This window comes from Streptomyces sp. 35G-GA-8 (genome assembly GCF_023534745.1).
Taxonomy (GTDB): Bacteria; Actinomycetota; Actinomycetes; order Streptomycetales; family Streptomycetaceae; genus Streptomyces.
The window spans coordinates 125,464-141,330 of record NZ_JAMHJQ010000007.1 but is presented as its reverse complement, the minus strand read 5'-3'; the positions used below and the strand labels follow the sequence as shown (position 1 = coordinate 141,330).

13 protein-coding genes are annotated in these 15,867 nt (G+C 70.1%); 10 read left to right on the top strand and 3 right to left on the bottom strand.

Features of this window, described 5'->3' with window-relative positions:
* Positions 1-52 precede the first annotated feature (52 nt).
* The 10 genes from M1203_RS17460 (at position 53) to M1203_RS17415 (ending at position 12,468) form a co-directional block, all read left to right on the top strand.
* Positions 53-3,016: a M14 family metallopeptidase gene (locus tag M1203_RS17460; RefSeq protein WP_249950653.1), complete on the top strand. Its 2,964-nt coding sequence runs from the start codon at positions 53-55 to the stop codon at positions 3,014-3,016.
* Between the two features lie 185 nt (positions 3,017-3,201).
* Positions 3,202-4,206 carry a type I glyceraldehyde-3-phosphate dehydrogenase gene (gap, locus tag M1203_RS17455; RefSeq protein WP_249950652.1) on the top strand — a complete coding sequence of 335 codons (1,005 nt, stop codon included), beginning with the start codon at positions 3,202-3,204 and terminating at the stop codon, positions 4,204-4,206.
* A gap of 125 nt (positions 4,207-4,331) precedes the next feature.
* Positions 4,332-5,543 (top strand): phosphoglycerate kinase, encoded by a 1,212-nt coding sequence (pgk, locus tag M1203_RS17450; protein WP_249950651.1) that lies wholly within the window; start codon positions 4,332-4,334, stop codon positions 5,541-5,543.
* Positions 5,544-5,550: 7 nt separating this feature from the next.
* Entirely contained in the window at positions 5,551-6,345 is a 795-nt protein-coding gene (tpiA, locus tag M1203_RS17445; protein ID WP_249950650.1) for a triose-phosphate isomerase, read from the top strand.
* A 215-nt stretch (positions 6,346-6,560) separates the two neighbouring features.
* A complete protein-coding gene (secG, locus tag M1203_RS17440) occupies positions 6,561-6,791 on the top strand; it encodes a preprotein translocase subunit SecG (RefSeq protein ID WP_030353663.1) in 231 nt (76 codons plus the stop codon).
* A 171-nt stretch (positions 6,792-6,962) separates the two neighbouring features.
* A complete protein-coding gene (locus M1203_RS17435; protein ID WP_078615979.1) occupies positions 6,963-7,298 on the top strand; it encodes an RNA polymerase-binding protein RbpA in 336 nt (111 codons plus the stop codon).
* A 144-nt stretch (positions 7,299-7,442) separates the two neighbouring features.
* Positions 7,443-8,654, top strand: coding sequence for an MFS transporter (locus tag M1203_RS17430; protein ID WP_249950649.1), 1,212 nt, complete (start codon positions 7,443-7,445; stop codon positions 8,652-8,654).
* 58 nt (positions 8,655-8,712) lie between these two features.
* The gene (gene pgi / locus M1203_RS17425; protein WP_249950925.1) at positions 8,713-10,365 is read left to right on the top strand and encodes a glucose-6-phosphate isomerase; all 1,653 of its coding nucleotides are present in this window, start codon (positions 8,713-8,715) and stop codon (positions 10,363-10,365) included.
* A 4-nt stretch (positions 10,366-10,369) separates the two neighbouring features.
* Positions 10,370-10,870, top strand: a complete 501-nt coding sequence (locus M1203_RS17420; protein WP_249950648.1) for a PH domain-containing protein — start codon at positions 10,370-10,372, stop codon at positions 10,868-10,870.
* Entirely contained in the window at positions 10,867-12,468 is a 1,602-nt protein-coding gene (locus M1203_RS17415; RefSeq protein WP_249950647.1) for a PH domain-containing protein, read from the top strand. The genes M1203_RS17420 and M1203_RS17415 overlap by 4 nt, the downstream gene beginning before the upstream one ends.
* A 56-nt stretch (positions 12,469-12,524) precedes the next feature.
* Here the strand turns inward: M1203_RS17415 and pgl are convergent, their stop codons facing one another.
* From pgl to zwf, 3 genes are read right to left on the bottom strand one after another with little or no spacing between them, the layout of a single operon-like run.
* Complete coding sequence (gene pgl / locus M1203_RS17410; protein WP_249950646.1) at positions 12,525-13,307, bottom strand: 6-phosphogluconolactonase; 783 nt, start codon at positions 13,305-13,307, stop codon at positions 12,525-12,527.
* Positions 13,304-14,335: a glucose-6-phosphate dehydrogenase assembly protein OpcA gene (gene opcA / locus M1203_RS17405; protein ID WP_249950645.1), complete on the bottom strand. Its 1,032-nt coding sequence runs from the start codon at positions 14,333-14,335 to the stop codon at positions 13,304-13,306. The genes pgl and opcA overlap by 4 nt, the downstream gene beginning before the upstream one ends.
* On the bottom strand, positions 14,332-15,864 hold the full coding sequence (gene zwf / locus M1203_RS17400) for a glucose-6-phosphate dehydrogenase (RefSeq protein WP_249950644.1): 1,533 nt from the start codon (positions 15,862-15,864) through the stop codon (positions 14,332-14,334). The genes opcA and zwf overlap by 4 nt, the downstream gene beginning before the upstream one ends.
* Positions 15,865-15,867: the final 3 nt, after the last annotated feature.

Genomic DNA, 15,867 nt, shown 5'->3' with positions numbered 1-15,867 from the left:
GGTGAGCCTGGCGTCTGTCCACGGATGTGGCAGACAACAGCAAGGGGGGCACATGAGACGAAGAGCGGGATCGATCCTCGCGGCGGGCGCGCTGCTGCTGGCGGGCATCACGGCGGCACCCATCGCCCAGGCACGGCCCGGAGCCGCGCCGGGAGCCGAGGCGGCACCGGACGCGGACGCGGTGAAGGTCTTCGACGCCGAGGTCACCAAGGAGCAGATACCGCTGCTTCTCGCGGCCGGCCAGGACGCCCATGAACTGACGGAACGGGCTCCCGACAAGGGGACGGCGAATGTCGAGCTGTTCCTCACCGACGCGCAGGCGCGCGCCCTCGCGAAGCAGGGCGTCGAGGCCACCGAACGGAAGGTCCCCGCGAAGGCCGAGGCCCGGCTGCGGGCGGCGGGGGACGGGGTGTTCCGCCCGTACAGCGGCGCGGGCAACCTCCAGGAGGAAATCGTCGAGACCGGGCAGGCCAACCCCGGGATCGCCAAGGTCGTCTCCATCGGCAAGAGCCTGGGCGGCCAGGACATCCTCGCCCTCAAGCTCAGCAAGGGGGCGCGGACGACCAAGGACGGCGCCAAGCCGTCCGTGCTGTACATGTCCAACCAGCACGCCAGGGAGTGGATCACTCCCGAGATGACCCGTCGGCTGATGCACCATTACGTCGACAACTACGGCAAGGACCAGCGGATCACCAAGATCGTCGACTCCACCGAACTGTGGTTCGTCATCTCGGCCAACCCCGACGGTTACGACTACACCCACAGCTCGGACAGCGCCCGGCTGTGGCGCAAGAACCTCCGGGACGTGGACGGCGACGGAAAGATCGCCGCCGGCGACGGCGTCGACCTCAACCGGAACTTCCCCTACAAGTGGGGCTACGACGACGAGGGCTCCTCGCCCCGGCCCGCGAGTGAGACCTACCGCGGCGCCGGCCCCGGCTCCGAGCCCGAGACCCAGGCGATCGACCGCTTCCAGAAGCGCATCGGCTTCGACTACGGCATCAACTACCACTCCGCCGCGGAACTGCTGCTCTACGGCGTGGGCTGGCAGGTCGCCACCCCGACACCCGACGACGTGCTCTACAAGGCACTCGCAGGCACCCCCGAGAACCCCGCGGTCCCCGGCTACTACCCGCAGGTCTCCTCCGAGCTGTACACCACCAACGGTGAGGCCGACGGGCACGCGGCGAACGTCAACGGAACGATGATGTTCACCCCGGAGATGACCACCTGCCAGACCGCGTCCGCCCTCGACCCGAATGACGCCTGGGAGGCCAGGGACTGCCGGTCCGGCTTCAACTTCCCCGACGACGAGAAGCTGATCCAGGACGAGTTCGCCAAGAACGTCCCCTTCGCGCTCTCCGTCGCCGAGACCGCCGCCCACCCCGACCAGCCCTCCTCCGCGGTCGGAATGGCCGCCCCCGACTTCACCCCCGACCCGTTCACCACCTCGTACGCGCGCGGCGCCGACCAGGAGGTCTCCGTCACCGCCCGCAAGTCGGTCCGGGACAAGGAGCTCAACTACCGCGTCAACGGCGGCCGTACGCACGACGAGGACCTGAAGCCCTGGAAGGGCGGTGACACGTACGGAGGCGAGGACAACCTCCACTTCGACGAGTACCGCGCCGAGATCGAGGACGCTCGTCCGGGTGACACGGTCGAGGTCTGGTTCACCGGACGGACGAAGAGCGGAAAGCCCACCACCAGCGAGCACTTCCGCTACACCGTGGCCGAACGCCCCCGCGCCGACACGCTCGTGATCGCCGAGGAGGGCGCGCCCGCGCAGCAACTGCGCGCCTACACCGACGCCCTGCGCGCCAACGGCCGTACCGCGGCCGTCTGGGATGTCGCCACCCAGGGCGCACCCCACCCGCTGGGCGTTCTCAGTCACTTCTCCACCGCGGTCCACTACACCGGCGCGGCGGCCCCGGGCGGCCCCACGCAGCTGGCCCTGCGCGCCTTCCTCAACGAGGGCGGCAAGCTGGTCGAGGCAGGCCGGCGCGCGGGCGGCAACGCCCAGGTCGGACGGACCCTGACCGACGACTTCAGCCAGTACTACCTGGGCGCCTACGGACGGACGACCGTGCCGGGCGCCACCGGCTTCACCGGTACCGGATCGCTCGCGGGAGCGGCCGGATCGCTCGCCGGGCTGCCCGGCAACCCGCTGGACCCCGCGGGCTCCTACAACGTCACCTCCGACGTCCTCGACCCGAAGGAGTTCCCGCAGTTCAAGAGCGCCCAGTCGGGCTCGTACACGGGGGTCACCAACCCGTACGCCCCCTACGCGGGGCAGTGGATGGCGGCGGCCCTCCACCAGGACAACGACTGGAGCCGGCTCACCCGCACCGTCGATCTCACGGGTGTCAGCGCCGCCGACAAGCCCGCGCTCCGCTTCGCGCTCAACTGGAACACGGAGCAGGGATACGACCACGCCGTCCTGGAGGCACGCACCGCGGGGGCCGAGGACTGGACCACCCTTCCCGAGGCCGGCGGTGCGACCAGTTCGGCCGTCCCCGCCGAGTGCGCGGCCGGGTTCTTCCTCCAGGGCCATCCCTTCCTCGCCCACTATCTGACCCTCGGCGCGGACGGCTGCGCGGCGACCGGGACCAGCGGTTCCTGGAACAGCTTCACCGGCAGCTCGAACGGCTGGCGTCAGGTCTCCTTCGATCTGAGCGCCTACGCGGGCAAGAAGGCCGAGATCTCGCTCGGCTACATCACTGACCCCGGCAGCGGTGGCCGCGGGGTCTTCGCGGACGACGCGAGGCTCGTGGTGGGCGGCGCTGACCGCGACTCCGAGGGCTTCGAGACCTCCCTCGGTGTCTGGACCACGCCCGGGGCGCCGGCCGGCAGCCCGGTCGTGGCGGGGGACTGGGCGCGCTCCCAGGAGCTGTTCACCTCGTACGCCTCGGTCACTACGCGTAACACCGTTCTCTTCGGTTTCGGTCTGGAGCATGTCCCGGACGCCGGGGAGCGCGCGGCGCTGCTCGGCAAGGCGCTGCGCGCCCTGCGGCGCTGAGCCCCTGGGCACCGGGTCCGCGGTGGCTCGTCAACCCGTATCAACGGGTTCGGGCCGCCGCGGGCCCGCGGGGGCCACTCGATGTCACCGCGCGGCCCATGGAGGGGTAGGGTCATAAGCGGTCGGGGACATCCCATACAACTCGCCGGCGTCGAAACCCGGCGTACCAACGAGGAGATCGGTTCGTGACGATCCGCGTAGGCATCAACGGCTTTGGCCGCATCGGTCGTAACTACTTCCGCGCGCTGCTGGAGCAGGGTGCAGACATCGAGATCGTGGCTGTCAACGACCTGGGTGACACCGCGACCACGGCGCATCTGCTGAAGTACGACACCATCCTGGGCCGCCTCAAGGCCGAGGTGACCCACACCGCCGACACGATCACGGTCGACGGCCACACCATCAAGGTGCTCTCGGAGCGCAACCCGGCCGACATCCCCTGGGGTGAGCTGGGTGTCGACATCGTCATCGAGTCGACCGGCATCTTCACCAAGAAGGCCGACGCCGCCAAGCACATCGAGGGTGGCGCCAAGAAGGTCCTCATCTCGGCTCCGGCCAAGGACGAGGACATCACCATCGTGATGGGCGTCAACCAGGACAAGTACGACGCGGCCAACCACCACGTCATCTCGAACGCCTCCTGCACCACCAACTGTGTGGCGCCGATGGCCAAGGTTCTTCTGGAGAACTTCGGCATCGTCAAGGGCATGATGACGACGGTCCACGCGTACACCAACGACCAGCGCATCCTGGACTTCCCGCACAAGGACCTGCGCCGTGCGCGCGCCGCCGCGGAGAACATCATCCCGACCACCACCGGTGCCGCCAAGGCCACCGCGCTGGTGATCCCGGAGCTGGCGGGCAAGCTCGACGGCATCGCGATGCGTGTCCCGGTCCCGACGGGCTCCGTCACCGACCTGGTCATCGAGCTGGAGCGCGAGGTGACCAAGGACGAGGTCAACACCGCGTTCCAGAAGGCCGCCGAGGGCCAGCTCAAGGGCATCCTGGACTACACCGAGGACCAGATCGTCTCCTCGGACATCGTCAACTGGCCCGCCTCCTGCACGTTCGACTCCTCCCTGACCATGGTCCAGGGCAAGAACGTCAAGGTCATCGGCTGGTACGACAACGAGTGGGGCTACTCCAACCGTCTGGTCGACCTGACCGTCTTCGTCGGCGACCAGCTCTGATTCAGAGCCGCTGAGTTCAGGGCCGGTAGGCATCTCGGTATGAGCGACAGGGCTCGGTCGGCGCACAAGCGGCGCTGTTCGAGCCCTGTTGGCCTGTCCAGACATCCCAAGGAGTCCCGCAGCAGATGAAGACGATCGACGAACTTCTCGCCGAAGGGGTCGCCGGAAAGCGCGTATTCGTCCGCGCCGACCTCAACGTGCCGCTCGCCGGCACCACCATCACCGACGACGGCCGCATCCGGGCCGTACAGCCGACGGTCGCCAGGCTCGCCGAAGCCGGCGCCCGGGTGATCGTCGCCTCCCATCTGGGCCGCCCCAAGGGCGCCCCGGACCCCGCCTTCTCGCTCGCCCCCGCCGCCACGCGCCTCGGTGAACTCCTGGGCGCCGACGTGGCGTTCGCGACCGACACGGTCGGCGAGTCCGCCGAGGCCGTGGTCGCGGCCCTCTCCGACGGCCAGGTCGCCGTCCTGGAGAACCTCCGCTTCAACCCGGGCGAGACCTCGAAGGACGACGCCGAGCGCGGCGCCTTCGCCGACCAGCTCGCCGAGCTGGCCGACCTCTATGTGGGCGACGGCTTCGGAGCCGTGCACCGCAAGCACGCCTCCGTCTACGACCTGCCGGCCCGCCTGCCGCACGCCGCGGGCTATCTGATCGCCACCGAGGTCGGGGTGCTCAGGAAGCTCACCGACGACGTCAAGCGGCCCTACGCCGTGGTCCTCGGCGGCGCCAAGGTCTCCGACAAGCTCGCGGTCATCGACCATCTCCTGGAGAAGGCCGACCGCATCCTGGTCGGCGGCGGCATGGTCTTCACCTTCCTCAAGGCGCAGGGGTACGAGACCGGCTCCTCGCTGCTCCAGGAGGACCAGATCCCGGCGGTCCAGGAGTATCTGCGCCGGGCCGACGAGCGCGGGGTGGAGTTCGTGCTCCCCGTGGACGTCCGGGTCGGGGCCACGTTCCCCGACCTCGCCACCAAGGCCCCGGCCCACCCCACGACGGTGGCCGCGGACGCCATTCCGGCCGGACAGATGGGCCTGGACATCGGCCCCGAGACCGGCCGGCTGTACGCCTCGAAGCTCGCCGACGCGGAGACCGTCTTCTGGAACGGTCCCATGGGCGTCTTCGAGCACCCCGACTACGCCGAGGGCACCAAGGCCGTCGCCCAGGCGCTCGTCGACTCCCCGGGCTTCTCCGTCGTCGGCGGTGGCGACTCCGCCGCCGCCGTCCGGATCCTGGGATTCGACGAGAAGGCATTCGGCCATATCTCGACCGGTGGCGGCGCGAGCCTCGAATATCTTGAGGGCAAGACGCTCCCCGGCCTCGCGGCACTGGAGGACTGACCCCCGTATGACTGCTTCATCCGAAAAGGCCGGCCGGACCCCGCTGATGGCGGGCAACTGGAAGATGAACCTCAACCACCTTGAGGCCATCGCGCATGTCCAGAAGCTCGCCTTCGCGCTGGCCGACAAGGACTACGACGCCGTCGAGGTCGCCGTCCTGGCGCCCTTCACCGACCTGCGGTCCGTACAGACCCTGGTCGACGGCGACAAGCTCAAGATCAAGTACGGCGCCCAGGACATCTCGGCGCATGACTCCGGCGCGTACACCGGTGAGATCTCGGGCCCGATGCTGTCGAAGCTGAAGTGCACCTACGTCGCCGTGGGCCACTCCGAGCGACGGCAGTACCACGCCGAGACGGACGAGATCTGCAACGCCAAGGTGAAGGCCGCGTTCAAGCACGGTCTGACCCCGATCCTCTGTGTCGGCGAGGGCCTGGACATCCGCAAGGCGGGTCAGCAGGTCGAGCACACCCTGAGCCAGCTCGACGGCGGTCTCAAGGACGTACCGGCCGATCAGGCCGAGTCCGTCGTGATCGCGTACGAGCCGGTGTGGGCCATCGGCACCGGCGAGGTCGCCACCCCGGAGGACGCCCAGGAGGTCTGCGGGGCGATCCGCGGCCGGCTGGCCGAGCTGTACTCGCGGGAGCTGGCCGACGCGGTCCGTATCCAGTACGGCGGCTCGGTGAAGTCCGGGAACGTGGCCGCGATCATGGCGCAGCCCGATGTGGACGGTGCCCTGGTGGGCGGGGCGGCGCTGGACGCCGACGAGTTCGTCAAGATCGTACGCTTCCGCGACCAGTAAGTATGCGGTAGCACGGATCCGTCGTACCCTGGCGGGGGCCGAATGGACGCCGTCCGTATATGTGTGGCGCGACCATGCGTATCGGAGGCGGCCGGTCGGTCCCCGTCGTACGTTTCGTGCTGTTCGTTCTGTTCGTCCTGTGTCGTTCGTTCTCAGTGGTTCGTTTTCAGTCCTGTCGGTCCTGTCAGTCCGAGGAAGTTGGTCCAGCCGTGGTTATGGGGTTCTCGATCGCCCTCATCGTCTTCAGCCTGCTGCTGATGCTGCTGGTGCTGATGCACAAGGGGAAGGGCGGCGGCCTCTCCGACATGTTCGGTGGCGGAATGCAGTCGTCCGTCGGTGGTTCCTCCGTCGCGGAGCGTAACCTCGACCGCATCACCGTGGTTGTCGGTCTGCTGTGGTTCGCGTGCATTGTCGTTCTCGGTCTGGTGCTCAAGCTGGACAGCTGACCGTACGCACGGTACGGCGGCGCGGGCGCGGCCTATCATGGGTTCCGCGCCCGTCGGCAGGGGGGTAACTCCCTTCACTGGACGCGCGTTGGGCCTTACGTAGACTGGGGCGCCCGGCAGCGGAGCTGCCTCTCGATGCTTTGCGGCACCATCACGCAGGGAGTTACGACCGTGGCAAGTGGCAACGCGATCCGGGGAAGCCGGGTCGGAGCGGGGCCGATGGGTGAGGCCGAGCGTGGCGAGTCCGCGCCCCGCCTGCGCATCTCCTTCTGGTGCTCGAACGGGCACGAGACGGTGCCGAGCTTCGCCAGTGACGCGCAGGTTCCGGAGACGTGGGACTGCCCGCGCTGCGGATTCCCGGCCGGTCAGGACCGGGACAATCCGCCGGACCCGCCGCGCACCGAGCCGTACAAGACACACCTCGCCTATGTACGGGAACGGCGCAGCGACGCGGACGGCGAAGCGATCCTCGCCGAAGCGCTCGCCAAACTGCGCGGCGAGATCTAGACAGCTATTCCGGCCGGACACCCAACAGGTGTCCGGCCGAACCGTTTCTGTCCTGCTTTGCCCCCTTCCGGGGTGTTGGATGACGTGGTCGCGTTGTCAGTGGCACCGCCTACGGTCTGAATCAGCCGACCGGAAGGGGGAGTTGTGACGGCGCTCGAAGCTGTGGACGCGACGGCGCCCGCGTGGCGCGGCGGTTTCGGACGGCTGTGGTCGGCCGCGGTCGTCTCGCGGTTCGGTGACGCGCTGCGAACGGCCGCCCTCCCACTGCTCGCCGCCTCGCTCACGGACGATCCGCTGCTGATCGCCTCGGTGACGGCCTGCGGCTATGTGCCGTGGCTGCTGTTCGGACTGCTCGGCGGCGCGCTCGCCGACCGGGTCGACCAGCGGCGGGCGATGTGGAGCGTCGATCTGGTGCGGGGCGTGCTGATGGCGGCCTTCGCGGCGGCCGTCGCCCTCGGCCAGGCGTCGATCGCGCTGCTGCTGGCGCTCGCCTTCGTCCTGACCACGCTCCAGACGCTGTTCGACAACGCGGCCACGGCGCTGCTGCCGTCGTTGGTGGCGCGCCCGTCGCTCGGCAGTGCCAATGCCCGGCTGATGACCGGACAGCAGATCGCCGGCGGCTTTCTCGCGGCGCCGCTGGTGCCCGCGCTGCTGCTCGTCGGCGTCGCGACACCGCACGCGGCCAACGCGCTCACCTATGGGGTGGCCGCGCTGCTGATCGCCACGCTACGGGCCGAGCCGCCGGAGCGGGGGCGCCGGAAGGCGGGCTCCACATTGCGCGGCGAGATCGCCGAGGGGATACGCGCCCTGTGGCGGGATCGCACACTGCGCGGGCTGTGTCTGGCGACGACGTTCTGCAATATCGGGATGGGCGCCATGATCGCGACACTCGTCCTGCATGTCACGGGCTGGCTGGACGCGGGCAACGGCGGTTACGCGGGGACCCTCACCGCCTACGGGGCCGGCAGCGTGGTGGGCGGGCTGCTCGCCAAGAGGCTCGCCGAGCGGACGGGCCGCATACGCGCCGTCTTCCTCGCGGGGGCCGTCCAGACCGGCTGTCTGGTCGCGCTGGGAGCGGTGCGCGAGACCTGGGTGGCGATCGTCTGCCTCGGTGTCTTCGGCGTCATGGGCATGGTGTGGAATGTGAGCCAGGCGACGCTGATACAGCAGCGTGGCCCCGGCGAGACGCTGGGCCGGATCAGCGCGGCGTTCCGTACGCTCGCCGTCGCCGGCGCCCCGCTCGGGGCGCTGCTCGGTGGCGCGGCGGCGGCCGGCTGGGGGCTCAACACCCCCGCTCTGCTGGCGGCCGGGCTGTTCGCGCTCGGCGCCGCGTCTTTGGGTCCCCTGATCAATTAGGTTGGTCGGGCAACAGGGCACGCACGCAGGCACGAGAAGAAGTGGGCTGATGTCCGAGATGAACGCGGAACGCCGTACGAGGCTGACCCGGACGCCCGAGTGGGACGCACTGGGCAAGCACCGGGAACAGCTGGGGCAGACGCATCTGCGGGAGCTGTTCGCCGCCGACCCGGCGCGCGGCGCCGGCTACACCCTCCAGGTGGGCGACCTCTACCTGGACTACTCCAAGCATCTGGTGACCGACGAGACACTGGCGCTGCTGCGCGAGCTGGCCGCCGCCACCGGGGTCGCCGAGCTGCGGGACGCGATGTTCCGGGGCGAGAAGATCAACACCACCGAGGACCGCGCCGTGCTGCACACGGCGCTGCGCGCCCCGCGTGACGCCGTCATCGAGGTCGACGGCGAGAATGTCGTACCGGCGGTGCACGCCGTGCTCGACAAGATGAGCGCCTTCGCCGACCGGATCAGGTCCGGCGAGTGGACCGGCCACACCGGCCGGCCGATCAAGAACGTGATCAATGTCGGCATCGGCGGCTCCGACCTCGGGCCCGCCATGGCGTACGAGGTGCTGCGGTCCTTCACCGACCGCGCGCTGACGGTGCGGTTCGTCTCCAATGTCGACGGCGCCGATCTGCACGAGGCCGTACGGGACCTGGACCCGGCCGAGACGCTGTTCATCATCGCGTCCAAGACCTTCACCACCATCGAGACCATCACGAACGCCACCTCCGCGCGCGACTGGCTGCTCAGTGGCCTCGGGGCCGGACAGGAAGCCGTCGCCAAGCACTTCGTGGCACTCTCCACGAACAGCGCGAAGGTCTCCGAGTTCGGTATCGACACGGCCAACATGTTCGAGTTCTGGGACTGGGTCGGCGGGCGCTACTCGTACGACTCGGCCATCGGGCTCTCGCTGATGATCGCGATCGGCCCCGACCGGTTCCGCGAGATGCTCGACGGCTTCCACCTCGTCGACGAGCACTTCCGCACGGCGCCGCCGGAGGCCAACGCGCCGCTGCTGCTCGGCCTGCTGGGCGTCTGGTACGGGGCGTTCTTCGACGCCCAGTCGCACGCGGTCCTCCCGTACAGCCACTATCTGTCGAAGTTCACCGCCTACCTCCAGCAGCTGGACATGGAGTCCAACGGCAAGTCCGTGGACCGCGACGGCAATCCGGTCGACTGGCAGACCGGGCCCGTGGTCTGGGGCACGCCGGGCACCAACGGGCAGCACGCGTACTACCAGTTGATCCACCAGGGCACGAAGGTCATCCCGGCCGACTTCATCGGCTTCGCCCGGCCGGTCGCGGATCTGGCGCCCGGGCTGGTCGCGCAGCACGATCTGCTGATGGCCAACTTCTTCGCCCAGACCCAGGCGCTCGCCTTCGGCAAGACACCCGAGGAGGTACGGGCCGAGGGGGTGGCCGAGCAGCTGGTGCCGCACAAGACGTTCCGCGGCAACCACCCGACGACCACGATCCTCGCCGAGGCGCTCACCCCGTCCGTCCTGGGCCAGCTGATCGCGCTCTACGAGCACAAGGTGTTCGTCCAGGGCGCCATCTGGAACATCGACTCCTTCGACCAGTGGGGCGTCGAGCTGGGCAAGGTCCTCGCCAAGAAGATCGAGCCCGTCCTCACCGGCGACGAGCCGGCCGAGGGACTGGACTCCTCGACGTCCACGCTGGTCGAGGCGTACCGCTCGCTGCGGGGGCGCTGAGCCGATGACGGGGGAGGGGGCCCGACGGCTGCGGCCGCCGAACAACACGCTGGACAGACGCGCCGTCGGCTGGTGGCGTACGCAGTGGCTGCTGCTGACGGCGGGCCCGGTGGGGGTGCTGGCCCTGCTGGCGGTGCTCATCTCCCCGGCACGGGTCTGGCTGCTGGTCCCCGCCGTCGTGCTGGCGGTGCTCGGGCTGGCCTGTGCGGCCCTGATACCCGCGTGGTGGTTCAGGGTCCACCGCTGGGAGGTGACGGACGAGGCGGTCTATGTCCGCACCGGCTTCTTCTGGCAGGAGTGGCGGATCGCGCCGATGTCCCGGATCCAGACCGTGGACACCGTGCGCGGTCCGCTGGAGCAGCTGTTCAAGCTCTCCACGGTGATCGTCACGACCGCGTCGTCCAAGGGCGCCGTGCGGATCGAAGGACTCGACCATGAGCTGGCCGCCGGGCTGGCCGAGCGGCTGACACACATCACACAGGCCACTCCGGGGGACGCGACATGAGTGAGCCGCCGGGGCTCGGGGGGCCCGCGGAGGCGGACGGGGAAGCGGTGGCTCAGTGGCGGCGGCTGGACCGGCGTACGCTCCTGGTCACCGCGGTGATCATGGCCGGGGTCGTCATCGGCGCCGGTGTGCCCGCCGCCGTCGGTATGGCCGGCGGGATGGGGCCGCTGAAGTCGGTCGGCTGGGTGTCGGCCGGCGCCGCGCTGCTGATCGTCTGCGGCACCGGCGGGGACTACATACGGTGGCGCCGCACCCGCTACCGAATAGGGCCCGAGCGCGCCGAGCTCCACACCGGGCTCTTCCTGCTCAGACGCCGGTCACTGGCCCGCGAGCGGATCCGCAGCGTCGATCTGACGGCCCATCCCCTGCTCCGGGTCCTCGGACTGGTCAAGGTCCGGATCGGTACAGGCGAGCAGACCGGCGCCGGGGAATCCACGCTGGAACTCGACCCCGTCACCCGCGCCGAGGGCGAGCGGCTCAGAAGGGAACTGCTCGACCGGGCACCCGGGAAGCCCGGGGCGTACGACGACTCCACGCTGGCCTCCTTCGACCGGCGGTGGATCCGTTACGCACCGCTCTCCTTCGCCGCGCCGCTGCTCGGCGCCTCGGCGGCCGGAGGGCTGGTGCAGCTCAGCGAATGGTTCGGTGTGCAGCTGCGGCTGTTCGCCTGGCTGGGCGACTACTTCCGGGCCGTCTCGATCCTCTGGGGGAGCCTGGTCCTGCTCGTCGTGCTGGCGCTCGCGGGCGCCATAGGGGCGCTGGGCCTGTGGGTCGAGATGTGGTGGAACTACCGCCTTGAGCGGGAGCCGGGCCGTACGCTCCGGGTCCGCCGCGGGCTGCTGACCTCCCGCTCCGTCTCCATCGAGGAGCGCCGGCTGCGCGGTGTGGAGCTGGTCGAGCCGCTCGGCGTCCGGATGGCCGGCGCGGCCAGGGTCGACGCGGTCGCCACCGGCTTCGCCCAGGAGGAAGAGGACATGCGCAGCGACAAGAAGACCCTGCTGCCCGCCGCGCCCCGGGCGCTGGCCGACGCGGTGGCGGCGCGGGTCCTGCGCGAGCCCGTCTCCCCGACCAGCAGCGTGACCCTGCGCCCGCACCCGCGTGCCGCGCGCGGGCGCCGGCTGCGCTGGTCCCTGGCGTACGCGCTGCTCCCGGTCGTCGTCCTGGCCGTCCTCGGCCTGCTGCTGACCGATGTGCTGCTCGCCGTGGCGGCGGTCTGTGCGGTGATATCGCTGCCGGTGGCGGTGGTGTTCGCCCTCGACGCCTACCGCAACCTGGGCCATGGCCTCAGCGGCGGCTATCTCGTGGCCCGCTCCGGCACACTGCGCAGGACGACGGTCGCCCTTCAGCGCGGCGGCGTGATCGGCTGGACGGTCAGACAGTCGTACTTTCAGCGCCGCGCGGGCCTGTTGACGCTGACGGCGACCACGGCCGCGGGCGAGGGCGCGTACCACGTGTACGACGCCGCGCGCGACGAGGGCCTGTCCTTCGCGGACGAGGCGGTCCCGGGCCTGCTGACACCCTTCCTGGAACCGGAACCGGAACCGGAACCGGAGCCGCAACCGGAACCGGACCAGTACGGGACGCCTCGCGAAACGTAGGACACGCCCTGGGGCCCGTCCCGCGAAGATCCGCCGGACGGGCCCCAGGTCATGACCTACGCGGAAGCCGGCGGGTAGAGCGCGCGGGGCAGCGCCGAGGCCGCCGCCGCGTCCAGCAGCCACAGCGTGCGGCTGCGGCCGTACGCCCCCGCCGCGGGCGCCTGGATCTCCCCCGCGCCGGACAGGGCGATCTCCGCCGCCCTCGCCTTGTCCTCGCCCGCCGCCAGCAGCCACACCTCGTGCGCCGCGCGGATCGCGGGCAGGGTGAGGGAGATACGGGTCGGCGGCGGCTTGGGAGCGCCGTGCACGGCGACCACCGTGCGCTCGGTCTCCCGTACGCCCGGCAGCTCGGGGAAGAGCGAGGCCACATGCGTGTCGGGCCCGACCCCCAGCATCAGAACGTCGAAGGTCGGCACGGGACCGTGGTCCTCCGGGCGGGCCGCGGCGGCGAGTTCGGTGGCGTACGCGGCGGCCGCCGCCTCCACGTCACTGCCGTACGGGCCGTCCGAGGCCGGCATCACATGCACCCGCGAGGGGTCGAGCGGCACCGAGTCGAGCAGCGCCTCCCGCGCCTGGGTGATGTTCCGCTCCGGGTCGCCCTCCGGCAGGAACCGCTCGTCGCCCCACCACAGATCGAGCCGCGCCCAGTCGACCGCGTCGCGCGCGGGCGCCGTGGCCAGCGCGGCCAGCAGACCGTTGCCGTTGCGCCCGCCCGTCAGAACGACGGAGGCGGAGCCGCGGGCGGCCTGGGCGTCCACGATCTTCGTGATCAGCCGGGCCGCCGCGGCCTGCGCCATCAGCTCCTTGTCGCGGTGGACGACCAGTTGCGGAGCGCTCACTTCGACTCCGCCTTCTTGGGCATGGCGGCAGGCGTGGCCGTGGTGGCGGGCTTCGAACCGGACGTAGCGCCGGCACCGGCCGTCTTCGACGACGAGCCCGTCACATCACTGAGCCGGTCCACGCCGAACCGCAGCGCCGACGCGTAGGTGTCGTCCGGATCCAGCCGGCGCAGCTCCTCGGCGATCAGCTCCGAGGTCTCCCGGCGCTTCAGCGCCACCGCCCGGTCCGGCTGCCCCTGGATGGAGAGCGTCGCCAGCGAGCCGTCCGCGCGGTCCAGCTTGATCGGCCCGCAGGTCGTCTCCATCCGTACGGCCGTGAGCCCTGGACCCTTGGAGATACTGCGCTTGACCGGTACGTGCAGCCGGTCGGCGAGCCACATGGCGAGCAGTTCGCAGCTCGGGTTGTGCTCCTCGCCCTCCACCTCCACCGCGGTGACATCGCAGGCCACCTGGTCCAGGGCGGCCGCGACCATCGAGCGCCACGGCGTGATCCGGGTCCAGGCCAGATCCGTGTCGCCCGGGGTGTAGGCGTCGGCGCGCGCCGACAGCTCCGCCACCGGATTCTCGGCGGCGTACGTGTCGGTCACCCGGCGCTGCGCCAGCCTGCCCAGCGCGTCCTTGGCCGGGTTGACCGGAGCGCTGACCGGCCACCACACGACGACCGGTGCGTCGGGCAGCAGCAGCGGCAGGACCACCGACTGCGCGTGGTCCATCACCTCGCCGTACAGCCGCAGGACGACCGTCTCGCCGGTGCCCGCGTCCGCGCCCACCCGTACCTCGGCGTCGAGCCGGGCCTTGGCCCGGTCGCGCGGCGAGCGCGAGACACGCTTGACGACGACCAGCTTGCGCGACGGGTGCTCGCGGGACGCCTCGTTGGCGGCCTTGAGCGCGTCGTACTGGTTCTCCTCGTCGGTGACGAGAACCAGCGTGAGGACCATGCCGACGGCGGGGGTGCCGATCGCCCTCCGCCCCTGCACCAGCGCCTTGTTGATCTTGCTCGACGTGGTGTCCGTAAGGTCGATCTTCATGGCCGGCGCCAGCTCCGTCCGTCTCGTGCGAGCATGTCGTCCGCCTCGACCGGACCCCAGGTCCCGGACTCGTACTGCGCGGGCTTGCCGTGCGTGTCCCAGAACTCCTCGATCGGGTCGAGGATCTTCCAGGACAGCTCGACCTCCTCCACGCGCGGGAAGAGATTCGAGTCGCCGAGCAGCACATCGAGGATGAGCCGTTCGTACGCCTCGGGGCTGGACTCCGTGAAGGACTCGCCGTACGCGAAGTCCATCGAGACGTCCCTGACCTCCATCGAGGTGCCGGGCACCTTGGAGCCGAATCGCATGGTCACGCCCTCGTCCGGCTGGACGCGGATGACCAGGGCGTTCTGCCCCAGCTCCTCCGTGGCCGTGTGGTCGAAGGGGGAGTGCGGCGCGCGCTGGAAGACCACCGCGATCTCGGTGACCCGGCGGCCGAGCCGCTTGCCGGTACGGAGATAGAACGGGACGCCCGCCCAGCGGCGGTTGTCGATCTGGAGCTTCACCGCGGCATAGGTGTCGGTCTTCGACCTGGCGTCGATGCCGTCTTCCTGGAGATAGCCGACGGCCTTCTCGCCGCCCTGCCAGCCCGCGGCGTACTGCCCGCGCACCGTGCCCTCGCCGAGATCCTTCGGCAGCCGCACGGCGCCCAGCACCTTGGTCTTCTCCGCGGCCAGCGCGTCCGCGTCGAAGGAGGCGGGCTCCTCCATCGCGGTCAGCGCGAGCAGCTGGAGCAGATGGTTCTGGATCACGTCACGGGCGGCGCCGATACCGTCGTAGTAGCCGGCCCGGCCGCCGATACCGATGTCCTCGGCCATGGTGATCTGGACATGGTCGACATACGACCGGTTCCAGATCGGCTCGAAGAGGGTGTTGGCGAACCGCAGCGCCAGGATGTTCTGGACGGTCTCCTTGCCCAGATAGTGGTCGATCCTGAAGACCTCGTTGGACGGGAAGACCTCGTGGACGACCTTGTTCAGATCCTGCGCGGACGCCAGGTCGTGCCCGAAGGGCTTCTCGATGACGGCGCGCCGCCAGGAGCCCTCCGTCTGGTCGGCCAGCCCGTGCTTCTTGAGCTGCTGGACGACCTGCGGGAAGAACTTCGGCGGCACGGAGAGATAGAACGCGAAGTTGCCGCCCGTGCCCTGCGACTTGTCGAGATCGGCGATCGTCGCCTTCAGGTTCTCGAACGCGTCGTCGTCGCCGAAGTCGCCCTGGACGAAGCGCATCCCCTGGATGAGCTGCTGCCAGACCTCCTCCCGGAACGGCGTGCGCGCGTGCTCCTTTACGGCGTCGTGCACCTCCTTCGCGAAATCCTCGTCCCGCCACTCACGGCGTGCGAAGCCGACGAGCGAGAAGCCCGGCGGCAGCAGACCGCGGTTGGCCAGGTCGTAGATGGCGGGCATCAGCTTTTTTCGGGACAAATCGCCCGTGACGCCAAAGATGACCAGGCCCGACGGCCCCGCGATACGCGGGAGCCGTCGGTCCGCGGCGTCACGGAGCGGATTCGCTCCGTGGGTTGCGGTCAAGGG

Excerpts from the sequence above, each read along its gene's own strand:
- M1203_RS17420 (WP_249950648.1), top strand. The coding sequence starts at position 10,370 with ATGACGGGGGAGGGGGCCCGACGGCTGCGGCCGCCGAACAACACGCTG.
- pgi (WP_249950925.1), top strand. The coding sequence starts at position 8,713 with ATGAACGCGGAACGCCGTACGAGGCTGACCCGGACGCCCGAGTGGGAC.
- secG (WP_030353663.1), top strand. The coding sequence starts at position 6,561 with ATGGGGTTCTCGATCGCCCTCATCGTCTTCAGCCTGCTGCTGATGCTG.
- M1203_RS17415 (WP_249950647.1), top strand. The coding sequence starts at position 10,867 with ATGAGTGAGCCGCCGGGGCTCGGGGGGCCCGCGGAGGCGGACGGGGAA.
- tpiA (WP_249950650.1), top strand. The coding sequence starts at position 5,551 with ATGACTGCTTCATCCGAAAAGGCCGGCCGGACCCCGCTGATGGCGGGC.
- pgk (WP_249950651.1), top strand. The coding sequence starts at position 4,332 with ATGAAGACGATCGACGAACTTCTCGCCGAAGGGGTCGCCGGAAAGCGC.
- M1203_RS17460 (WP_249950653.1), top strand. The coding sequence starts at position 53 with ATGAGACGAAGAGCGGGATCGATCCTCGCGGCGGGCGCGCTGCTGCTG.
- opcA (WP_249950645.1), bottom strand. The coding sequence starts at position 14,335 with ATGAAGATCGACCTTACGGACACCACGTCGAGCAAGATCAACAAGGCG.